Source organism: Serratia sp. CY81684 (assembly GCF_052166595.1).
In the GTDB taxonomy this organism is placed as follows: domain Bacteria; phylum Pseudomonadota; class Gammaproteobacteria; order Enterobacterales; family Enterobacteriaceae; genus Serratia; species Serratia nematodiphila.
On sequence record NZ_JBJNOO010000007.1, the window covers coordinates 65,784 to 80,957 of the forward strand.

A 15,174-nucleotide genomic window follows, 5' to 3' on the forward strand; every position below is an offset into this window, starting at 1 on the left:
ACACCAGAGGTCAGGCGTTTTCCCTGGCCGTTTGATGGCCGTTGGTCGACTCTTTTTTCTCCATCGGCAACGGAATATACGCGCGGATCAACAGCCCGCCGCGCTCGCTGGTGCCGATATCCAGTTCGCCGTCATGCGCGTCGATAATGCGCTGCACGATCGCCAGCCCCAGACCGGTGCCGCTGGTGCTGCGCGCGCTGTCACCGCGTACGAACGGCTGCAACAGGTGCTTCAACTCGTCCGGCTTGATGCCCGGTCCGTCATCTTCCACCTGGAACCAACCGCGCTGCAGCTCACGGCCGCTGCTGACCTTGATCCAGCCATTGCCGTAACGCGCCGCGTTCACCACCATATTCACCGCCGCCCGCTTAATCGACAGCGGATGCACATTCATCATCAGCTCGCCCGGCGACAGCGCGGTTTCAATCACCCGCTCATAGCCGCTCTCGGCCGCGACCACTTCGCCTAAAATGGCGTTCAGATCGCTGCTTTCGGTCGGCATTTCCTGCCCGGTGCGCAGATAATCGATGAACTGCTCGATGATGGCGTTGCACTCTTCGATGTCTTTATTGATCGACTCGGCCAGATAGCCGTCTTCGGCGCTCATCATCTCCGTCGCCAGCCGGATGCGCGTCAACGGCGTGCGCAGGTCGTGGCTGACCCCGGCCATCAGCAACGTGCGGTCATCCGCCAGCTGCTTGACGCCCGACGCCATCTGATTGAATGCGCGAGTCACCGACCGCACTTCGGAAGCGCCATACTCGCGCAGCGGCGGCGGAATAATGCCCTTGCCCACCTGCAGCGCCGCATGTTCCAGCTCCACCAGCGGGCGGTTTTGAATACGAATAAACAGCCAGGCGCCGCCGATCGCCAGCAGCATGATCGCCAGCGTATAGCGGAACAGCGGCGAGAAGTCGCCCTGGTGGATTTCCGTCAGCGGCACGCGCACCCAGATATCGGGCTGCAGCCAGGTTTTCAGCCACACCACCGGGGAGTTCTTGTTCACCTCCACCCGCACATCGGTCGGCCCGCCGAGCTGCTGCGCCATCTGCTGGCTGAGGAACTGGTAGTGCTGCGCCCAGCGCAGGCCGCTCTCCTCCGCCGCCGAGTTGGTGTAGAGAGAGATGCCCAGTTCGCGGTAGATCTCACGGCGGAACGCCGGCGGCACTTCCAGCAACGTGCCGTCTTCCAGCTGCAGCCGATCGGTCATCAGCATACGCACTTCGTAGGCCAATACCTTGTTGAACTGCTGCAGGCTGGGCAGGATGGCGAAGTTCAGCACCACCAGATAGGTCGTCACCAGGCTGACGAACAGCAAGGTGACGATCAACAACAGGGTTCGGGCAAACGAGCTACGCGGTGAAAAGCGCAATCGCCTCATGCCTTGCTGCCGTCCGGTACGAAGACATAGCCGAGACCCCACACGGTCTGGATATAACGCGGATGCGCCGGATCTTCTTCAACCATGCGGCGCAGGCGAGAGATCTGCACGTCGATGGAACGCTCCATGGCGCTGTATTCGCGGCCACGCGCCAGGTTCATCAGCTTATCGCGCGACAGCGGTTCACGCGGGTGGCTGACCAGCGCCTTCAGTACCGCGAACTCGCCGCTGGTCAACGGCATCGGTTCGTCTTCGCGGAACATCTCGCGGGTGCCGAGGTTCAGTTTGAATTTGCCGAACGCGATCACCGCCTCTTCCTGCGAAGGCGCACCCGGCAGTTCGTTCGCCTGACGGCGCAGCACCGCGCGGATACGAGCCAACAGCTCACGCGGGTTGAACGGTTTAGGAATGTAGTCGTCGGCGCCGATTTCCAGCCCCACGATGCGATCGACCTCTTCGCCTTTGGCGGTGACCATAATGATTGGCATCGGGTTGCTCTGGCTGCGCAGGCGGCGGCAGATGGACAGGCCGTCTTCGCCCGGCAACATCAGATCGAGCACCATCAAATGGAAGGATTCACGAGTCAGCAAGCGATCCATTTGCTCAGCGTTGGCAACGCTGCGAACCTGGAAGCCCTGCTCGGTTAAATAACGTTCTAAAAGCGCGCGCAGGCGCATGTCATCATCGACAACCAGGATCTTATGATTCTCTTGCATGGTATTACTCCCAAAGGCTTTATTGCCTGACTCGAATATTGTTAGAAAACCTTGCCATTTGAGACAGCGTTTAATGGTATGTATTCTAGACGAAATTGTTACAAAGCTTATTCTTTTCCCCATTTATCAACAATTTTCAGTGAATGTCGACGGGGGTTCGTTAAAATTTCGCCCTTTATCGGCGCAATGTGGGGTGACGGCCCAATTTTGCACAATTTCGCCACCGGCAAACCGACCGGTGGCGTTCAGCTGTCGGATCAGGAAGTCTGCAGGAAACGCGCCAGCTGCCGGCGCAACTGCCGGTTCTCTTGCTGCAACGCATCAACCCGATCGAGCAACGTCAGCGCCATGGCGATCCCCGGCCAGTCCAGATCCAGCTCGGCACGCAGCCTGCGCGCGCGCTGCAGGTGGCTCAGCGCCGGATAATCAAACTCCCAGCGCGGCTGCGCCGGCTCCAGCGGCACAATAACGCCCAGGCCGACGATCTCGACCAATTCATCCTCTGAAATCTCCACCCGCTGGCACAGTTCCACCACGGTGAATGTGATCTCTTTTTTCATCATCTGCTTTACTCCCATTCCGCGCGCGGGTTGAACGCCGCCTGTTCAGCCAGTTCTCGCCACAGGGCGCTGGCCTTCTCGTTCGGCTTCGGCGGCATCACCACCTTGAGAATGACATACAGATCGCCGGGCTCTTTCTTGCCCGCCAGCCCTTTGCCCTTGACCCGCAGCCGTTTGCCGCTCTGGCTGCCGGCCGGCACGGTCAGCGCGATTTTGCCGGTCAGCGTCGGCACCTCGATGCTGGCGCCGAGCGCCGCTTCCCACGGAGCGAGCGGCGCCACGATGCTCAGGTTGTGGCCGTCTATCTCAAACAGCGGATGCGGCGCAAGGCGGATGACCAGATACAGGTCGCCGTTCTGGCCGCCGCCCACGCCGGCAACGCCCTGCCCCTTGAGGCGAATGCGCTCGCCGTCGCCCACGCCGGCCGGAATTTTCACGTTCAGCGTCTTGCTGGCTTCGCTTACCTGCCGCCCCAGTTCGTCGTACACCGGCAACTTGTAGGAAATCTCGCGGCTTTGGCCATGCAGCGTTTCCTCGAGGAACAACGGCACCTCCATCTCCAGATCCTGGCCGCGGAAGCCATGCCCGCCGTGCGAGTGCGAAGCGGAACGGTGCCCGCCCGCCGCCCGCCCGCCGAACATGCTTTCGAAGAAATCGGAGAAGTCTTGCGCGTCGGCGCCGCCGCCGTGCCATGAAGCGCTCTGCTGATAGCCGCCGCGATCGCCGCGCGCCTGGCGGCCAAAGTTCGGATCGTTGCGGTGCAGCCGGATCTGATCGTACTCGGCGCGGCGCTCCTCGTCCTTCAGCACCTCATAGGCTTCGGCCACTTCCTTGAACTTGCTTTCGGCATCGTCTTCAGTGCTCACGTCAGGGTGATATTTACGCGCCAGCCGACGGTAGGCCGTTTTGATGGTTTTCAGATCGGCGTTGGGCTCAACGCCCATCGTGGCGTAGTAATCTTTAAATTCCATGCGGTAATACCTTCAATGTGTTGGGTTGTGCGCCAAAATTCCTTGTCTCTCTCGCCAGATATCCTCCTTTCGTCACATTCCTTTTCCGCTACGCTAAGCATACTCCCGATCGTTAAAAGCTGCGCAAACTGAATAAAAACCGTGCGACAAGGCACAGGCCCGCGCGCCATTTCTAAAGCCCCCCGCATTCACGTACACTGTGGCGGTGACCCCATAAAGATAAATCACGATGAGAACTCAACTGATAACCCGTGAAGGGTATGACAAGCTCAAACAAGAGCTGGATTACCTCTGGCGCGAAGAACGCCCCGAGGTGACCAAGAAAGTGACCTGGGCCGCCAGCCTGGGCGACAGAAGCGAAAACGCCGATTACCAGTACAACAAGAAGCGGCTGCGCGAGATCGATCGCCGCGTCCGCTATCTGACCAAATGCCTGGAGCAGTTGAAGATCGTCGATTATTCACCGCAGCAGGAAGGCAAAGTGTTCTTCGGCGCCTGGGTAGAGGTGGAGAACGAAGACGGCGAAACCAAACGTTTTCGCATCGTCGGTTACGACGAGATTTTCGGCCGCAAGGATTACATCTCCATCGATGCGCCGATGGCGCGCGCCCTGCTGAAAAAAGAGGTCGGGGACGTCGCCACCGTCAATACCCCGCTGGGCGAGGCGCAGTGGTACGTTAACGAGATAAACTACCCGAAGTAAGCTTTCAGCTTTTTCCTAACCGCCGCCAACGCCGCCGTCTGCGCTGTTCTCCATGCCGCGGCCGCGCGGCGGCGGCCCGCTTCGCTGGCATTTTCCCCGATCAATCCGTATAACTGTCCCCTGTTTATTCACCGATCTCAATACAGATACCAGACCTATGAATGACCCACTGAGCCGCATTATTGCAACAGAACTGCAGGCCCGGCCGGAGCAAGTCGACTCCGCCATCCGTCTGCTGGATGAAGGTAATACCGTGCCCTTTATTGCACGCTATCGTAAGGAAGTCACCGGGGGCCTGGACGACACCCAACTGCGCCAGCTGGAAACCCGCCTGGGTTATCTGCGTGAACTGGAAGATCGTCGCCAGACCATCCTGAAGTCGATCGATGAACAGGGCAAACTGACTGAACAATTGGCGGGGGCGATCAACGCCACGCTGAGCAAGACCGAACTCGAAGACCTCTACCTGCCGTACAAACCGAAGCGCCGCACCCGTGGCCAGATCGCCATCGAAGCCGGCCTGGAACCGCTGGCGGATACGCTGTGGCAGGATCCGCAACAGCAGCCGGAACAACTGGCTGAACGCTACGTCGACGCCGAGAAGGGCGTGGCGGACGTAAAAGCCGCCCTCGACGGCGCGCGCTATATCCTGATGGAGCGCTTCGCCGAAGACGCCGCGCTGCTGGCCAAGGTGCGCGACTACCTGTGGAAAAACGCCCATCTGGTGTCCAAAGTGGTCGAAGGCAAGGAAGAAGAAGGCGCCAAGTTCCGCGACTATTTTGATCACCACGAACCGATTTCTCAGGTGCCTTCACACCGCGCGCTGGCGATGTTCCGCGGCCGCAACGAAGGCGTGCTGCAGCTGGCGCTGAACGCCGATCCGCAGTTTGAGGAAGCCCCGCGCGAAAGCCAGGCGGAGCTGATCATCATCAATCACCTCAACCTGCGCCTGAACAACGCCCCGGCCGACGCCTGGCGCAAGGCGGTGGTCAACTGGACCTGGCGCATCAAGGTGTTGCTGCACCTGGAAACCGAGCTGATGGGCACGGTGCGCGAGCGCGCGGAAGATGAAGCAATCAACGTTTTCGCCCGCAACATGCATGATCTGCTGATGGCCGCGCCGGCCGGCATGCGCGCCACCATGGGCCTCGATCCGGGCCTGCGCACCGGGGTGAAAGTCGCCGTGGTCGACGCAACCGGCAAGCTGGTCGCCACCGACACCGTCTACCCGCACACCGGGCAAGCGGCGAAAGCCGCCGCCATCGTCGCGGCGCTGTGCATCAAACACAACGTGGAGCTGGTGGCCATAGGCAACGGCACCGCTTCACGTGAAACCGAGCGCTTTTATCTCGACCTGCAAAAGCAGTTCGGCGAAGTCCGGGCGCAGAAAGTGATCGTCAGCGAAGCGGGCGCGTCGGTGTATTCCGCGTCTGAATTGGCGGCGCAGGAATTCCCGGATCTCGACGTATCGCTGCGCGGTGCGGTGTCCATCGCTCGCCGCCTGCAGGATCCGCTGGCGGAGCTGGTGAAGATCGACCCGAAATCCATCGGCGTCGGCCAGTATCAGCACGACGTCAGCCAGAGCCAGCTGGCGAAGAAACTGGACTCGGTGGTGGAAGACTGCGTAAACGCCGTCGGCGTCGATCTGAACACCGCGTCGGTGCCGTTGCTGACCCGCGTGGCCGGCCTGACGCGCATGATGGCGCAGAACATCGTCAACTGGCGCGATGAGAACGGCCGCTTCAGCAACCGTGAACAGCTGCTGAAGGTCAGCCGTCTGGGGCCGAAGGCCTTCGAACAGTGCGCCGGCTTCCTGCGTATCAACCACGGCGACAACCCGCTGGATGCTTCCACCGTTCACCCGGAAGCCTATCCGGTGGTGCAACGCATCCTGGCCGCCACCGAGCAGGCGCTGCAGGACCTGATGGGCAACGCCTCGGCGGTGCGCAGCCTGAAAGCGGTTGATTTCACCGACGACAAGTTCGGCGTGCCGACGGTCACCGACATTCTGAAAGAGCTGGAGAAGCCGGGCCGCGATCCGCGTCCGGAGTTCAAAACCGCCACCTTCGCCGAAGGCGTGGAAACCCTCAACGATCTGCAGCCGGGCATGATCCTGGAAGGCTCGGTGACCAACGTCACCAACTTCGGCGCCTTCGTGGATATCGGCGTGCATCAGGACGGCCTGGTGCACATCTCCTCGCTGGCGGACAAATTCGTCGAAGATCCGCACACCGTGGTGAAGGCCGGCGACATCGTCAAAGTGAAGGTGATGGAAGTCGATCTGCAGCGTAAACGCATTGCGCTGAGCATGCGCTTGGATGAGCAACCGGGCGAGGGTTCACCGCGTCGCGGCGGCAACGCGCCTGCCCAGACGCGCGACAATGCCAACCGTTCGGCAGGCGGCAACAAGGCCAAACCGCGCAACGCGGTGCCGGCCGGCAACAGCGCCATGGGCGACGCGCTGGCGGCGGCATTCGGCAAGAAACGCTAAGTCGGAACCGACAGGGCGGAGCCTGCTCCGCCCTTTTCGAGAAAGAAAACTTGCGGCATTTTTTTGACCCGTCTCAATAAACCTTCATCTTTTTATTTCCCGTTGCTGCGTGACCGCCCTCTCATTGTTAAAGCGGCAAACATCCCTTCTGCAGCCGTTTATTAACAACGTCGTTAACACGCATTTTTCATTTTGCGAATTGTGAGCGAAACACAAATGGTTACCGCTCGCATTACGGCGGAATAATGTTATTGAATTGCCTTTCATCAGAAATAAATAAGGGAAAAACGCCATCAATATTTGCAAACGAGAAAACTCGGCTACAAATACGCAACTGATTTAACTCACCATTCTCATTTGTCGCCGAGTAAAAGCAGTGGTAAAACGGGGCTTATCAAGACGACACAACCAAAAACTGTCGGCGCCATAATAATTGGTTACAATACCCCTATTTTTTGTATTGAATGCGATAATGATAATTACTATTATTTGCGCTCACTTTATTGCATGACCTTATGGATGAATACCGCCGACGGCGTGGCATTTTCGCCGGCAACGTCCAATTATCATCAGCCCGATGTTCATCGGCACCCGGAAGGTTAATCACATGCAGCTTCAACCTAAACACACATATAAAATTGTCGGCTTTTCCGGTGAAATTGCACCGGCCTACCGCCAGAAACTGTTATCGCTCGGCATGCTGCCCGGCTCTTCGTTCGACGTGGTGCGCGTCGCGCCGCTGGGCGATCCGATAGAAATTAAAACCCGCCGCGTCAGCCTGGTGCTGCGCAGGAAGGATCTGGCGCTGCTGCAGCTCGACGGCCAGTCCTGAACCGGCGCGCCTCCATTTGCCGACGCGCCCTTGCGCCGGCGCTGCTCTCCTTGAAGACGACACGCTGAACTATGAAAAAACTCACCATCGGCTTAATCGGTAACCCGAACTCCGGCAAAACCACGCTGTTCAACCAGCTGACCGGCGCACGCCAACGGGTCGGCAACTGGGCGGGCGTGACGGTCGAACGCAAAGAAGGCCATTTCACTACCCCGCAGTCCGACGTGCGGCTGGTCGATTTGCCCGGCACCTACTCCCTGACCACCATTTCAGAGCAAACCTCGCTCGATGAGCAGATCGCCTGCCACTACATTTTGAGCGGCGACGCCGATCTGCTGATCAACGTAGTCGACGCCTCCAACCTGGAGCGCAATCTCTACCTGACGCTGCAGCTGCTGGAGCTGGGCATTCCCTGCATCGTGGCGCTGAACATGCTCGACATCGCCAAAAGCCAGCATATCGATATCGACGTCGCCGCGCTGTCGGCACGCCTCGGCTGCCCGGTAGTGCCGATGATCTCCACCCGCGCCGACGGCATCGGCGTGCTGAAACAGATGATCGACAATCATCGCCTCAACGAACAGCAGGCGCTGGTGAACTATCCGCCGTTGCTGCTGAAAGCGGTCGCCACGCTGAGCGATGCCATGCCGCAAACGCTGCCGGCGGTGCAACGCCGCTGGCTGGCATTGCAGATGCTGGAAGGCGACATCTACAGCCACCGGCTGGCCGGTCCCGCCGTCGCGCTGTTGCCTGCGGCCATTCAGGCGTTGCAACAGCAGCAGCAAGAAGACCCGGCGCTGGTGATCGCCGACGCGCGCTACCAGTCTATCGCCACCCTGAGCGACGCGGTCAGCAACTCGCAGCAGGCGATGCCCAACCGCCTGACCGACATGCTGGATAAAGTGATCCTCAACCGCTGGCTGGGCGTACCGATCTTCCTGTTGGTGATGTACCTGATGTTCCTGCTGGCGATCAACATTGGCGGCGCGCTGCAGCCGATCTTCGATATCGGCTCGGCGGCGATCTTCATTCAGGGCATTCAGTGGCTCGGCTACACCCTGCACTTCCCCGACTGGCTGACCGTTTTCCTGGCGCAGGGCGGCGGCGGCGGCATCAACACCGTGCTGCCGCTGGTGCCGCAGATCGGCATGATGTACCTGTTCCTGTCGTTCCTGGAAGACTCCGGCTACATGGCGCGTGCGGCGTTCGTGATGGATCGCCTGATGCAGGCGCTCGGGCTGCCGGGCAAATCCTTTGTGCCGCTGATCGTCGGTTTCGGCTGCAACGTGCCGTCCATCATGGGCGCCCGCACGCTGGACGCCCAACGCGAGCGCCTGATCACCATCATGATGGCGCCGTTCATGTCCTGCGGCGCCCGGCTGGCGATCTTCGCGGTATTCGCCGCCGCCTTCTTTGGCCAGGACGGCGCAGGGGTGGTGTTCTCGCTGTACATGCTCGGTATCGCGGTGGCGATCCTCACCGGCCTGGTACTCAAATACACCCTCATGCGCGGCGAAGCCTCGCCGTTCGTGATGGAGTTGCCGGTTTACCACGTGCCGCACCTGAAAAGCCTGCTGCTGCAAACCTGGCAGCGGTTGAAAGGCTTCGTGTTGCGCGCCGGTAAGGTGATCGTGGTGGCCAGCATATTCATCGGCGGCCTGAACAGCTTCTCGTTCAGCGGCAAAACGGTCGACAACATCAACGACTCCGCGCTGGCCACGGTTTCCAAGGTGCTGACGCCGTTGCTGCAGCCGATGGGCGTCCACCGCGATAACTGGCAGGCCACCGTCGGCCTGGTGACCGGCGCGATGGCGAAAGAAGTGGTGGTCGGCACGCTGAATACGCTGTATACCGCCGAGCACATCAACAAAGAGGCGTTCGACGCCGCCAACTTCAACCTGCTCGATGAGCTGGGCGGCGCGCTGCAGGAAACCTGGGACGGCCTGAAAAACACCTTCAGCCTGAGCGTGCTGTCCAACCCGATCGAAGCCAGCAAGGGCGATGGCGAGATGGGCGTCGGCTCGATGGGCGTGATGAGCAGCAAATTCGGCTCCGGCATCTCCGCCTACAGCTATCTGATCTTCGTGCTGCTGTATGTGCCCTGCGTCTCGGTGATGGGCGCCATCGCCCGCGAATCGAGCCGCGGCTGGATGACATTCTCCATCCTGTGGGGGCTGAACGTGGCCTACTCACTGGCGACGCTGTTCTACCAAGCGGCGACCTTCAACCAACACCCGCAGTACAGCCTGACGGCGATCCTGGCGGTGCTGCTGGTGAATCTGCTGGTGCTGTTCGGCCTGCGCCGGGCGCGCAGCCGCGTCACGGTACGCCTGGGCAACGCCACGCCGGCGGCCTGTTGTCAGGGCGCCAAAGGGAGCTGTCACTGATGGCCGGGCTGCTGCAGGTGCGCGATGCGCTGGCGCTGCGCGGCAGCGCCCAGGCGCAGCAGCTCAGCCAATCGCTGGCGACGCCGCTGCCGCTGGTGCAGGCGATGCTGGATCGTTTGACGGCGATGGGGAAAGTGGAGCGCATCGAACAGGATGACGGCGCCTGCTTGAGCGGCGGCTGCAAAAGCTGCCCGCAGGGCCAGGGGTGCAGCACGGTGTTCTACCGACTGAAAGCCTGAAGATAAGGGGCGCCAATGACGGGCGCCCCATTACCGTTCAAGGCTTATTGTTTGTCTTTGTAAACTTCGGCGATGGCGCTGAATTTACCATGTTCGCGGCCTGCCAGGATCACGTAGTATTGACCGCCCTTTTCGTCAGCCAGTTTGGACAGCTCTTCCTTGGCGTCCATCGGTGACGTGGTTTCCGCCGTCGTGGTGACGGTGCCGATCTTCTCGTATTTACCCGGGTTCTTATCCAGATCTTCCTTGGTCAGCAGGGTTGCCGCCATGGAGCCGAAAGACACCGAACCCAGCACTGCCGCTGCAATAATCATCTTCAATGATTTCATGACACTAACCTCTCAATGGATAATTTATCTGTTATGAAAGCCGTCAAAAATCCATGCGTAGTACCGCAGGCTGCCGCGACATCCTCAGGCCTCGTTGCTTTCCCTGACGGGGCCCGTTTCCCAGAGACGAAACGCCAAAATGAAAAGCGCCGCACGCGGTCTTTTCATTTTGCAGCCAACGCATTGACTCACTAAGTATTGAACAGCTTTGTCTTTTATCCACCCGGCAGCGTTTTTTTTCGCGCTCTATCGTGCGTTTTCCCGCTGCATTCAATGTGCTGCAATAAACGCTTCGATCACCGTCACAAATTCATCGGGATGAGAGATAAACGGCGCATGGGCGGCTTTGGCCACGATCTGCGACGTGGAGTTCGGCCAGGCGGCATCGAGCAGCTCGGCGACCTTGCGCGGCACTAACCCGTCCAGATAGCCGTAAATCCGCAGCAGCGGCAGATTCAACTCCGCCAGCGGCGCGCGCAGATCGGCGGTGCGCAGGATCTCCAGCCCGCCGTTCAACACCTCGACGCTCGGCGTCGGCTGATTAAGCACCACCGCTTTCAGCTGGCGCGCATCCTGACGCGCGCTCTCGGTGCCCAGCGTTTGCAGCGCCAGAAAACGCTCGACGGTGCGCTGGAAATCCAGGCTCAGCTGATGCTGGAAACCGCTCAGCACGTCCGGGCGGATCCCCGGCCACGCATCGCGAGCGGCAAAACACGGCGAGGAGGCCACGGTGATAAGCCCCTTGACCCGCCCGGGCTGCATCAGCGCCGCCTGGCTGGCCACCAGCCCGCCGAGCGACCAGCCAAGCCACCAGGCCTGCGGCGGGGCGGCCGCCAGCACGATATCCGTCATCTGCTCCAGCGACAGGGCGCCGAACCCCTGGCTGCGGCCGTATCCCGGCAGATCGACCAGATGCAGGCGAAAATGCGGCGTCAGTCGCGCCTGGATGCAACTCCACACTTCGGCGTTCAATCCCCAGCCGTGCAGCAGCACAAGATCGCGTTCGCCTTCGCCTATTGTTTGCCAGTACAGCGCTGTCATTGGTTACTGTCCTTTCATGCTTATCCGTGTCGGAGGCCCTATGCTATCAATCCGCAGCCGCTGTTGGCTATGCCGACAGCCGTTGAGCCTGGTGCGTCATGGCATCTGCAGTTGCTGCCTGCGCCATCTGCCGGTCAACCCTCCGTGTTGCCCGCGCTGCGGATTGCCCGCCGGCGAGACGCAAATGCCCTGCGGCCGCTGCCTGCAACGGCCGCCGCCCTGGCAGCGGCTGGTGTTCGTCGGCGACTACGTTGCGCCGCTCAGCCAACTGGTAAAAAGGTTCAAGTTCCACCGCGCGCCCGAGCTGGCGCCGACGCTGGCGCGCCTGATGCTGCTGCGGTGGCAGCAGGCGCGAAGAGAGCAGTATCTGAACAGACCCGACCTGATTTTAGCGGTACCCTTGCATGCATCACGCTGCTGGCGCCGTGGCTATAATCAGAGCGATCTGCTGGCCCGGCCGCTGGCGCGCTGGCTGGGCTGCGCCTATCGGCCCGCCGCCTTGCGCCGGGTGCGCAAAACCGCCCTGCAACAGCGGCTGAGCGCCTCTGCCCGCAGACGCAATCTGCAGCGCGCGTTCGCCTGTACCGTGCCGGTCGCCGGCCGGCATATCGCCCTGGTGGATGACGTGGTGACCACCGGCAGCACCGTCGCGGCGATCGCGGCGCTGCTGCGGCGGCAAGGCGCCGCTTCGGTGCAGATATGGTGCGTTTGCCGCACGTTGTAGTGCCACGGCAATGGGCGTATTATAACCGACTATAGAAGTCAACTATTGAGCTAATGCTATGATCCGTATAACAGATGCTGCACAGGAACACTTTGCCAAACTGCTGGCAAATCAAGAAGAAGGCACCCAAATCCGCGTATTCGTGATCAACCCGGGCACGCCGACGGCCGAATGCGGTGTCTCTTATTGCCCGCCGGACGCGGTAGAAGCGACGGATACCGAACTGAAGTTCGACAAACTGTCCGCCTATGTCGATGAGCTGAGCGCGCCGTATCTGGAAGACGCCGAAATCGACTTCGTGACCGACCAGCTGGGTTCTCAGCTGACGCTGAAGGCGCCGAACGCCAAGATGCGCAAGGTCGATGACGACGCGCCGCTGATGGAGCGCGTGGAATACGTGCTGCAGTCGCAGATCAACCCGCAGCTGGCGGGCCACGGCGGCCGCGTAACGCTGATGGAGATCACCGACGACAACATGGCTATTCTGCAGTTCGGCGGCGGTTGCAACGGCTGTTCGATGGTGGACGTCACGCTGAAAGAAGGCATCGAGAAAGAGCTGCTGCAGAAATTCCCGGAGCTGAAGGGCGTGCGTGACCTGACCGAGCACCAGCGCGGCGAGCACTCCTACTATTGATACCCGGCGTTCGCGCCACGGTAGATAACACAATGCCGGAAGGGGGAACCCGTTCCGGCATTGTCGTTTTCAGCCCACCGACACCTTGCGGCGCCGCTTGTCCAAATCCTTCAGTAAGCGGTTTATGTGCGGGTCGGCAAACATCTCCTCCAGCGTCTGGGTCAGCTTGCGCCGCCAGTTAGGGTATTGATCGCTGGTACCGGGAATATTGACCGGATCGGCCATATCCAGCCAGTCTTCCGGCTGCAGGCCGAGCAAGGCGCTGGCGCTGTCGGCAACATAGCGCTGCAGGCCGCGGTTGAGCAGCGGGCTCATGCCGAGCAGCGCCGCCTTCTTGCCCACCTTCTGCGGCACGCAGCCATAGCGATGCAATCCGTCCAGCAACCCCTGTTTGGCGCGTTCCCGATCGGCGAACAGCGCCCGCAGGATCTCCGCATCCGGGTAAAGGCCCAGCCGATTGCCGAGCGTCAGATCGTCGCTTTGCCAGTAGCCGCGCAGCGTCGGCAGATCGTGGGTGGTGATGGTCGCCATCGCCTGCACCGGATAGGCCTGCGGCGCGCGGAAATGATGTTCACCGTCGCTTTCGAAATAGAGCACTTTGTAGGAATAGACGCCGCTGTCGCGCAGCTTGCCGACGATCTCCACCGGCACCGTGCCGAGATCCTCGCCGATCACCATGCAACGGTGGCGCTGGCTTTCCAGCGCCAGCACCGCCAGCAGATCGTCCACCGGGTATTTGACGTAGGCGCCGCGATCGGCGGTTTCGCCATACGGGATCCACCACAGCCGCAGCAGCGCCATCACGTGATCGATGCGCAGCGCGCCGCAGCTGGTCATGTTGGCGCGCAAAAGATCGATGAACGGCTGATACCCGCGCGCCGCCATCACGTGCGGATCCATCGGCGGCAGGCCCCAGTTTTGCCCCAGCGGCCCCAGAATATCCGGCGGCGCCCCGACCGACGCTTTCAGGCAGTACAGCTCACGGTCACACCAGGTTTCCGCCCCACCTTCCGCCACCCCGACCGCCAGATCGCGATACAGGCCAATCGGCATCTGCTGCTGCCTGCTCTGGTCAAAACACTGCGCGAACTGGGTGGCCGCCAGCCATTGCAGCCACAGGTAAAAGCGGACCGCGTCCTGATGTTCGGCGCAAAACTGCCGCACCGCGTCGCTCTGCCCCTGCCGATAGCGCTCGGGCCAGGCCGGCCAGCCCCACTGGCTGGCGTCTTTGGCCGCCAGATGGGCATGCAGCGCATCAAACGCCGCCTGCTGATACAGGCTGTCGCCCCCCTCAGCCACGAACTGCTCGAACGCCTGACGCTGCGCGTCGTTCGGCTGGCGCGCCTGAAACAGCGGGAACGCCAGCTTCAGCGCCGCCAGCTTCAGCTGCATCACGGCGGTGTAGTCCACCCACTCCGCGGCGCGCGCCTTGGCCAGCTGCTTCTGCGTCGCCGGCTTCTGCCACCAGCGCTGCGCCGCGTCGCTGCGCTGGAAATCCTCCACCGCATTGACATCGATATACGCCAGATTCAGCCAGCGGCGCGATGAGGGGCTGTAGGGGCTGGCGCTCTCCGGGTTGGCCGGATACAGCGCATGGATCGGATTGAGGCCGACGAAGGCACCGCCGCGTTCCCCCACCTGCCCCACCATCAGGCGCAGATCGCCGAAATCGCCGATGCCCCAGTTGCGATCGGAACGCAGCGTATACAGCTGAACGCAGGCCCCCCACAGCTTCTTGCCGGTCAGCAAGGCGTCCGGCTCGAAGCAGCGTCTCGGCGCGACGATCACTCGGCATGACCACTGCTGCTCGCCCTGGCTCAGCGTCAATTGGTGGTACCCCATCGGCAGATCGCCGGGCAGCGTCAGGGTCTTGCGCGCGCCGACGCGCCCCTGCAGGCATTCGCCGTCTTCACGCTGCAGCGCCCACAGGTACTCGCCTTCACCCGCCGGGGTCAACGCCAGCGGCGCGCCCTGATAGAACACCTTGACCGCCGGTAACGGTGATGCCGCGCCTTCCTGCGCGCCATCGGCCCGATTCATGGCCGCCAACAGCTTGCGCTTGGTCTCCGGTTCAATCGCCTGTCGCTTGCCGTGGGCATTGATAAAATCGGCAGCGATCCCCGCCTGCGCTGCCGCCTGATCGATACGCTTGCGATCCATTCGCTC

At 61.3% G+C, this 15,174-nt stretch carries 14 protein-coding genes; 7 read left to right on the forward strand and 7 right to left on the reverse strand.

Features of this window, described 5'->3' with window-relative positions; translation table 11 throughout:
* Positions 1-10 precede the first annotated feature (10 nt).
* The 4 genes from envZ to cbpA all read right to left on the reverse strand — a co-directional run bounded on the left by envZ (position 11) and on the right by cbpA (position 3,628).
* Positions 11-1,381 carry a two-component system sensor histidine kinase EnvZ gene (gene envZ, locus ACJ8QF_RS22030; protein ID WP_031300055.1) on the reverse strand — a complete coding sequence of 457 codons (1,371 nt, stop codon included), beginning with the start codon at positions 1,379-1,381 and terminating at the stop codon, positions 11-13.
* Positions 1,378-2,097, reverse strand: coding sequence for an osmolarity response regulator transcription factor OmpR (gene ompR, locus ACJ8QF_RS22035; protein WP_004709363.1), 720 nt, complete (start codon positions 2,095-2,097; stop codon positions 1,378-1,380). Before ompR ends, envZ begins: the two co-directional genes overlap by 4 nt.
* Positions 2,098-2,354: 257 nt before the next feature.
* A complete protein-coding gene (locus ACJ8QF_RS22040) occupies positions 2,355-2,660 on the reverse strand; it encodes a chaperone modulator CbpM (RefSeq protein ID WP_004930739.1) in 306 nt (101 codons plus the stop codon).
* A gap of 5 nt (positions 2,661-2,665) precedes the next feature.
* The gene (gene cbpA / locus ACJ8QF_RS22045) at positions 2,666-3,628 is read right to left on the reverse strand and encodes a curved DNA-binding protein (protein ID WP_004930742.1); all 963 of its coding nucleotides are present in this window, start codon (positions 3,626-3,628) and stop codon (positions 2,666-2,668) included.
* A gap of 229 nt (positions 3,629-3,857) precedes the next feature.
* Here cbpA and greB point away from each other — a divergent pair, with 229 nt between their 5' ends.
* The 5 genes from greB (at position 3,858) to ACJ8QF_RS22070 (ending at position 10,280) form a co-directional block, all read left to right on the forward strand.
* A complete protein-coding gene (gene greB / locus ACJ8QF_RS22050; RefSeq protein ID WP_004930745.1) occupies positions 3,858-4,331 on the forward strand; it encodes a transcription elongation factor GreB in 474 nt (157 codons plus the stop codon).
* A 157-nt stretch (positions 4,332-4,488) separates the two neighbouring features.
* Positions 4,489-6,822: a Tex family protein gene (locus tag ACJ8QF_RS22055; protein WP_442537860.1), complete on the forward strand. Its 2,334-nt coding sequence runs from the start codon at positions 4,489-4,491 to the stop codon at positions 6,820-6,822.
* A gap of 607 nt (positions 6,823-7,429) precedes the next feature.
* A complete protein-coding gene (gene feoA / locus ACJ8QF_RS22060) occupies positions 7,430-7,654 on the forward strand; it encodes a ferrous iron transporter A (protein ID WP_004930752.1) in 225 nt (74 codons plus the stop codon).
* A 71-nt stretch (positions 7,655-7,725) separates the two neighbouring features.
* Positions 7,726-10,041: a Fe(2+) transporter permease subunit FeoB gene (gene feoB, locus ACJ8QF_RS22065; RefSeq protein ID WP_442537861.1), complete on the forward strand. Its 2,316-nt coding sequence runs from the start codon at positions 7,726-7,728 to the stop codon at positions 10,039-10,041.
* Positions 10,041-10,280: a FeoC-like transcriptional regulator gene (locus tag ACJ8QF_RS22070; protein ID WP_004930758.1), complete on the forward strand. Its 240-nt coding sequence runs from the start codon at positions 10,041-10,043 to the stop codon at positions 10,278-10,280. The genes feoB and ACJ8QF_RS22070 overlap by 1 nt, the downstream gene beginning before the upstream one ends.
* A 44-nt stretch (positions 10,281-10,324) precedes the next feature.
* On the opposite strand, the gene ACJ8QF_RS22075 is transcribed toward ACJ8QF_RS22070, so the two are convergent.
* On the reverse strand, positions 10,325-10,609 hold the full coding sequence (locus tag ACJ8QF_RS22075) for a YdgH/BhsA/McbA-like domain containing protein (protein WP_004930765.1): 285 nt from the start codon (positions 10,607-10,609) through the stop codon (positions 10,325-10,327).
* Between the two features lie 270 nt (positions 10,610-10,879).
* Positions 10,880-11,650, reverse strand: coding sequence for a pimeloyl-ACP methyl ester esterase BioH (gene bioH, locus ACJ8QF_RS22080; protein ID WP_442537862.1), 771 nt, complete (start codon positions 11,648-11,650; stop codon positions 10,880-10,882).
* A gap of 40 nt (positions 11,651-11,690) precedes the next feature.
* Between bioH and gntX the strand changes: the two genes are divergently transcribed.
* Both gntX and nfuA read left to right on the forward strand, forming a co-directional pair.
* Entirely contained in the window at positions 11,691-12,374 is a 684-nt protein-coding gene (gene gntX / locus ACJ8QF_RS22085; protein ID WP_033645623.1) for a DNA utilization protein GntX, read from the forward strand.
* A 58-nt stretch (positions 12,375-12,432) separates the two neighbouring features.
* Complete coding sequence (gene nfuA / locus ACJ8QF_RS22090; protein WP_004930777.1) at positions 12,433-13,008, forward strand: Fe-S biogenesis protein NfuA; 576 nt, start codon at positions 12,433-12,435, stop codon at positions 13,006-13,008.
* A gap of 69 nt (positions 13,009-13,077) precedes the next feature.
* Here the strand turns inward: nfuA and malQ are convergent, their stop codons facing one another.
* Positions 13,078-15,168 (reverse strand): 4-alpha-glucanotransferase, encoded by a 2,091-nt coding sequence (gene malQ, locus ACJ8QF_RS22095; RefSeq protein WP_131165346.1) that lies wholly within the window; start codon positions 15,166-15,168, stop codon positions 13,078-13,080.
* Positions 15,169-15,174 lie beyond the last annotated feature (6 nt).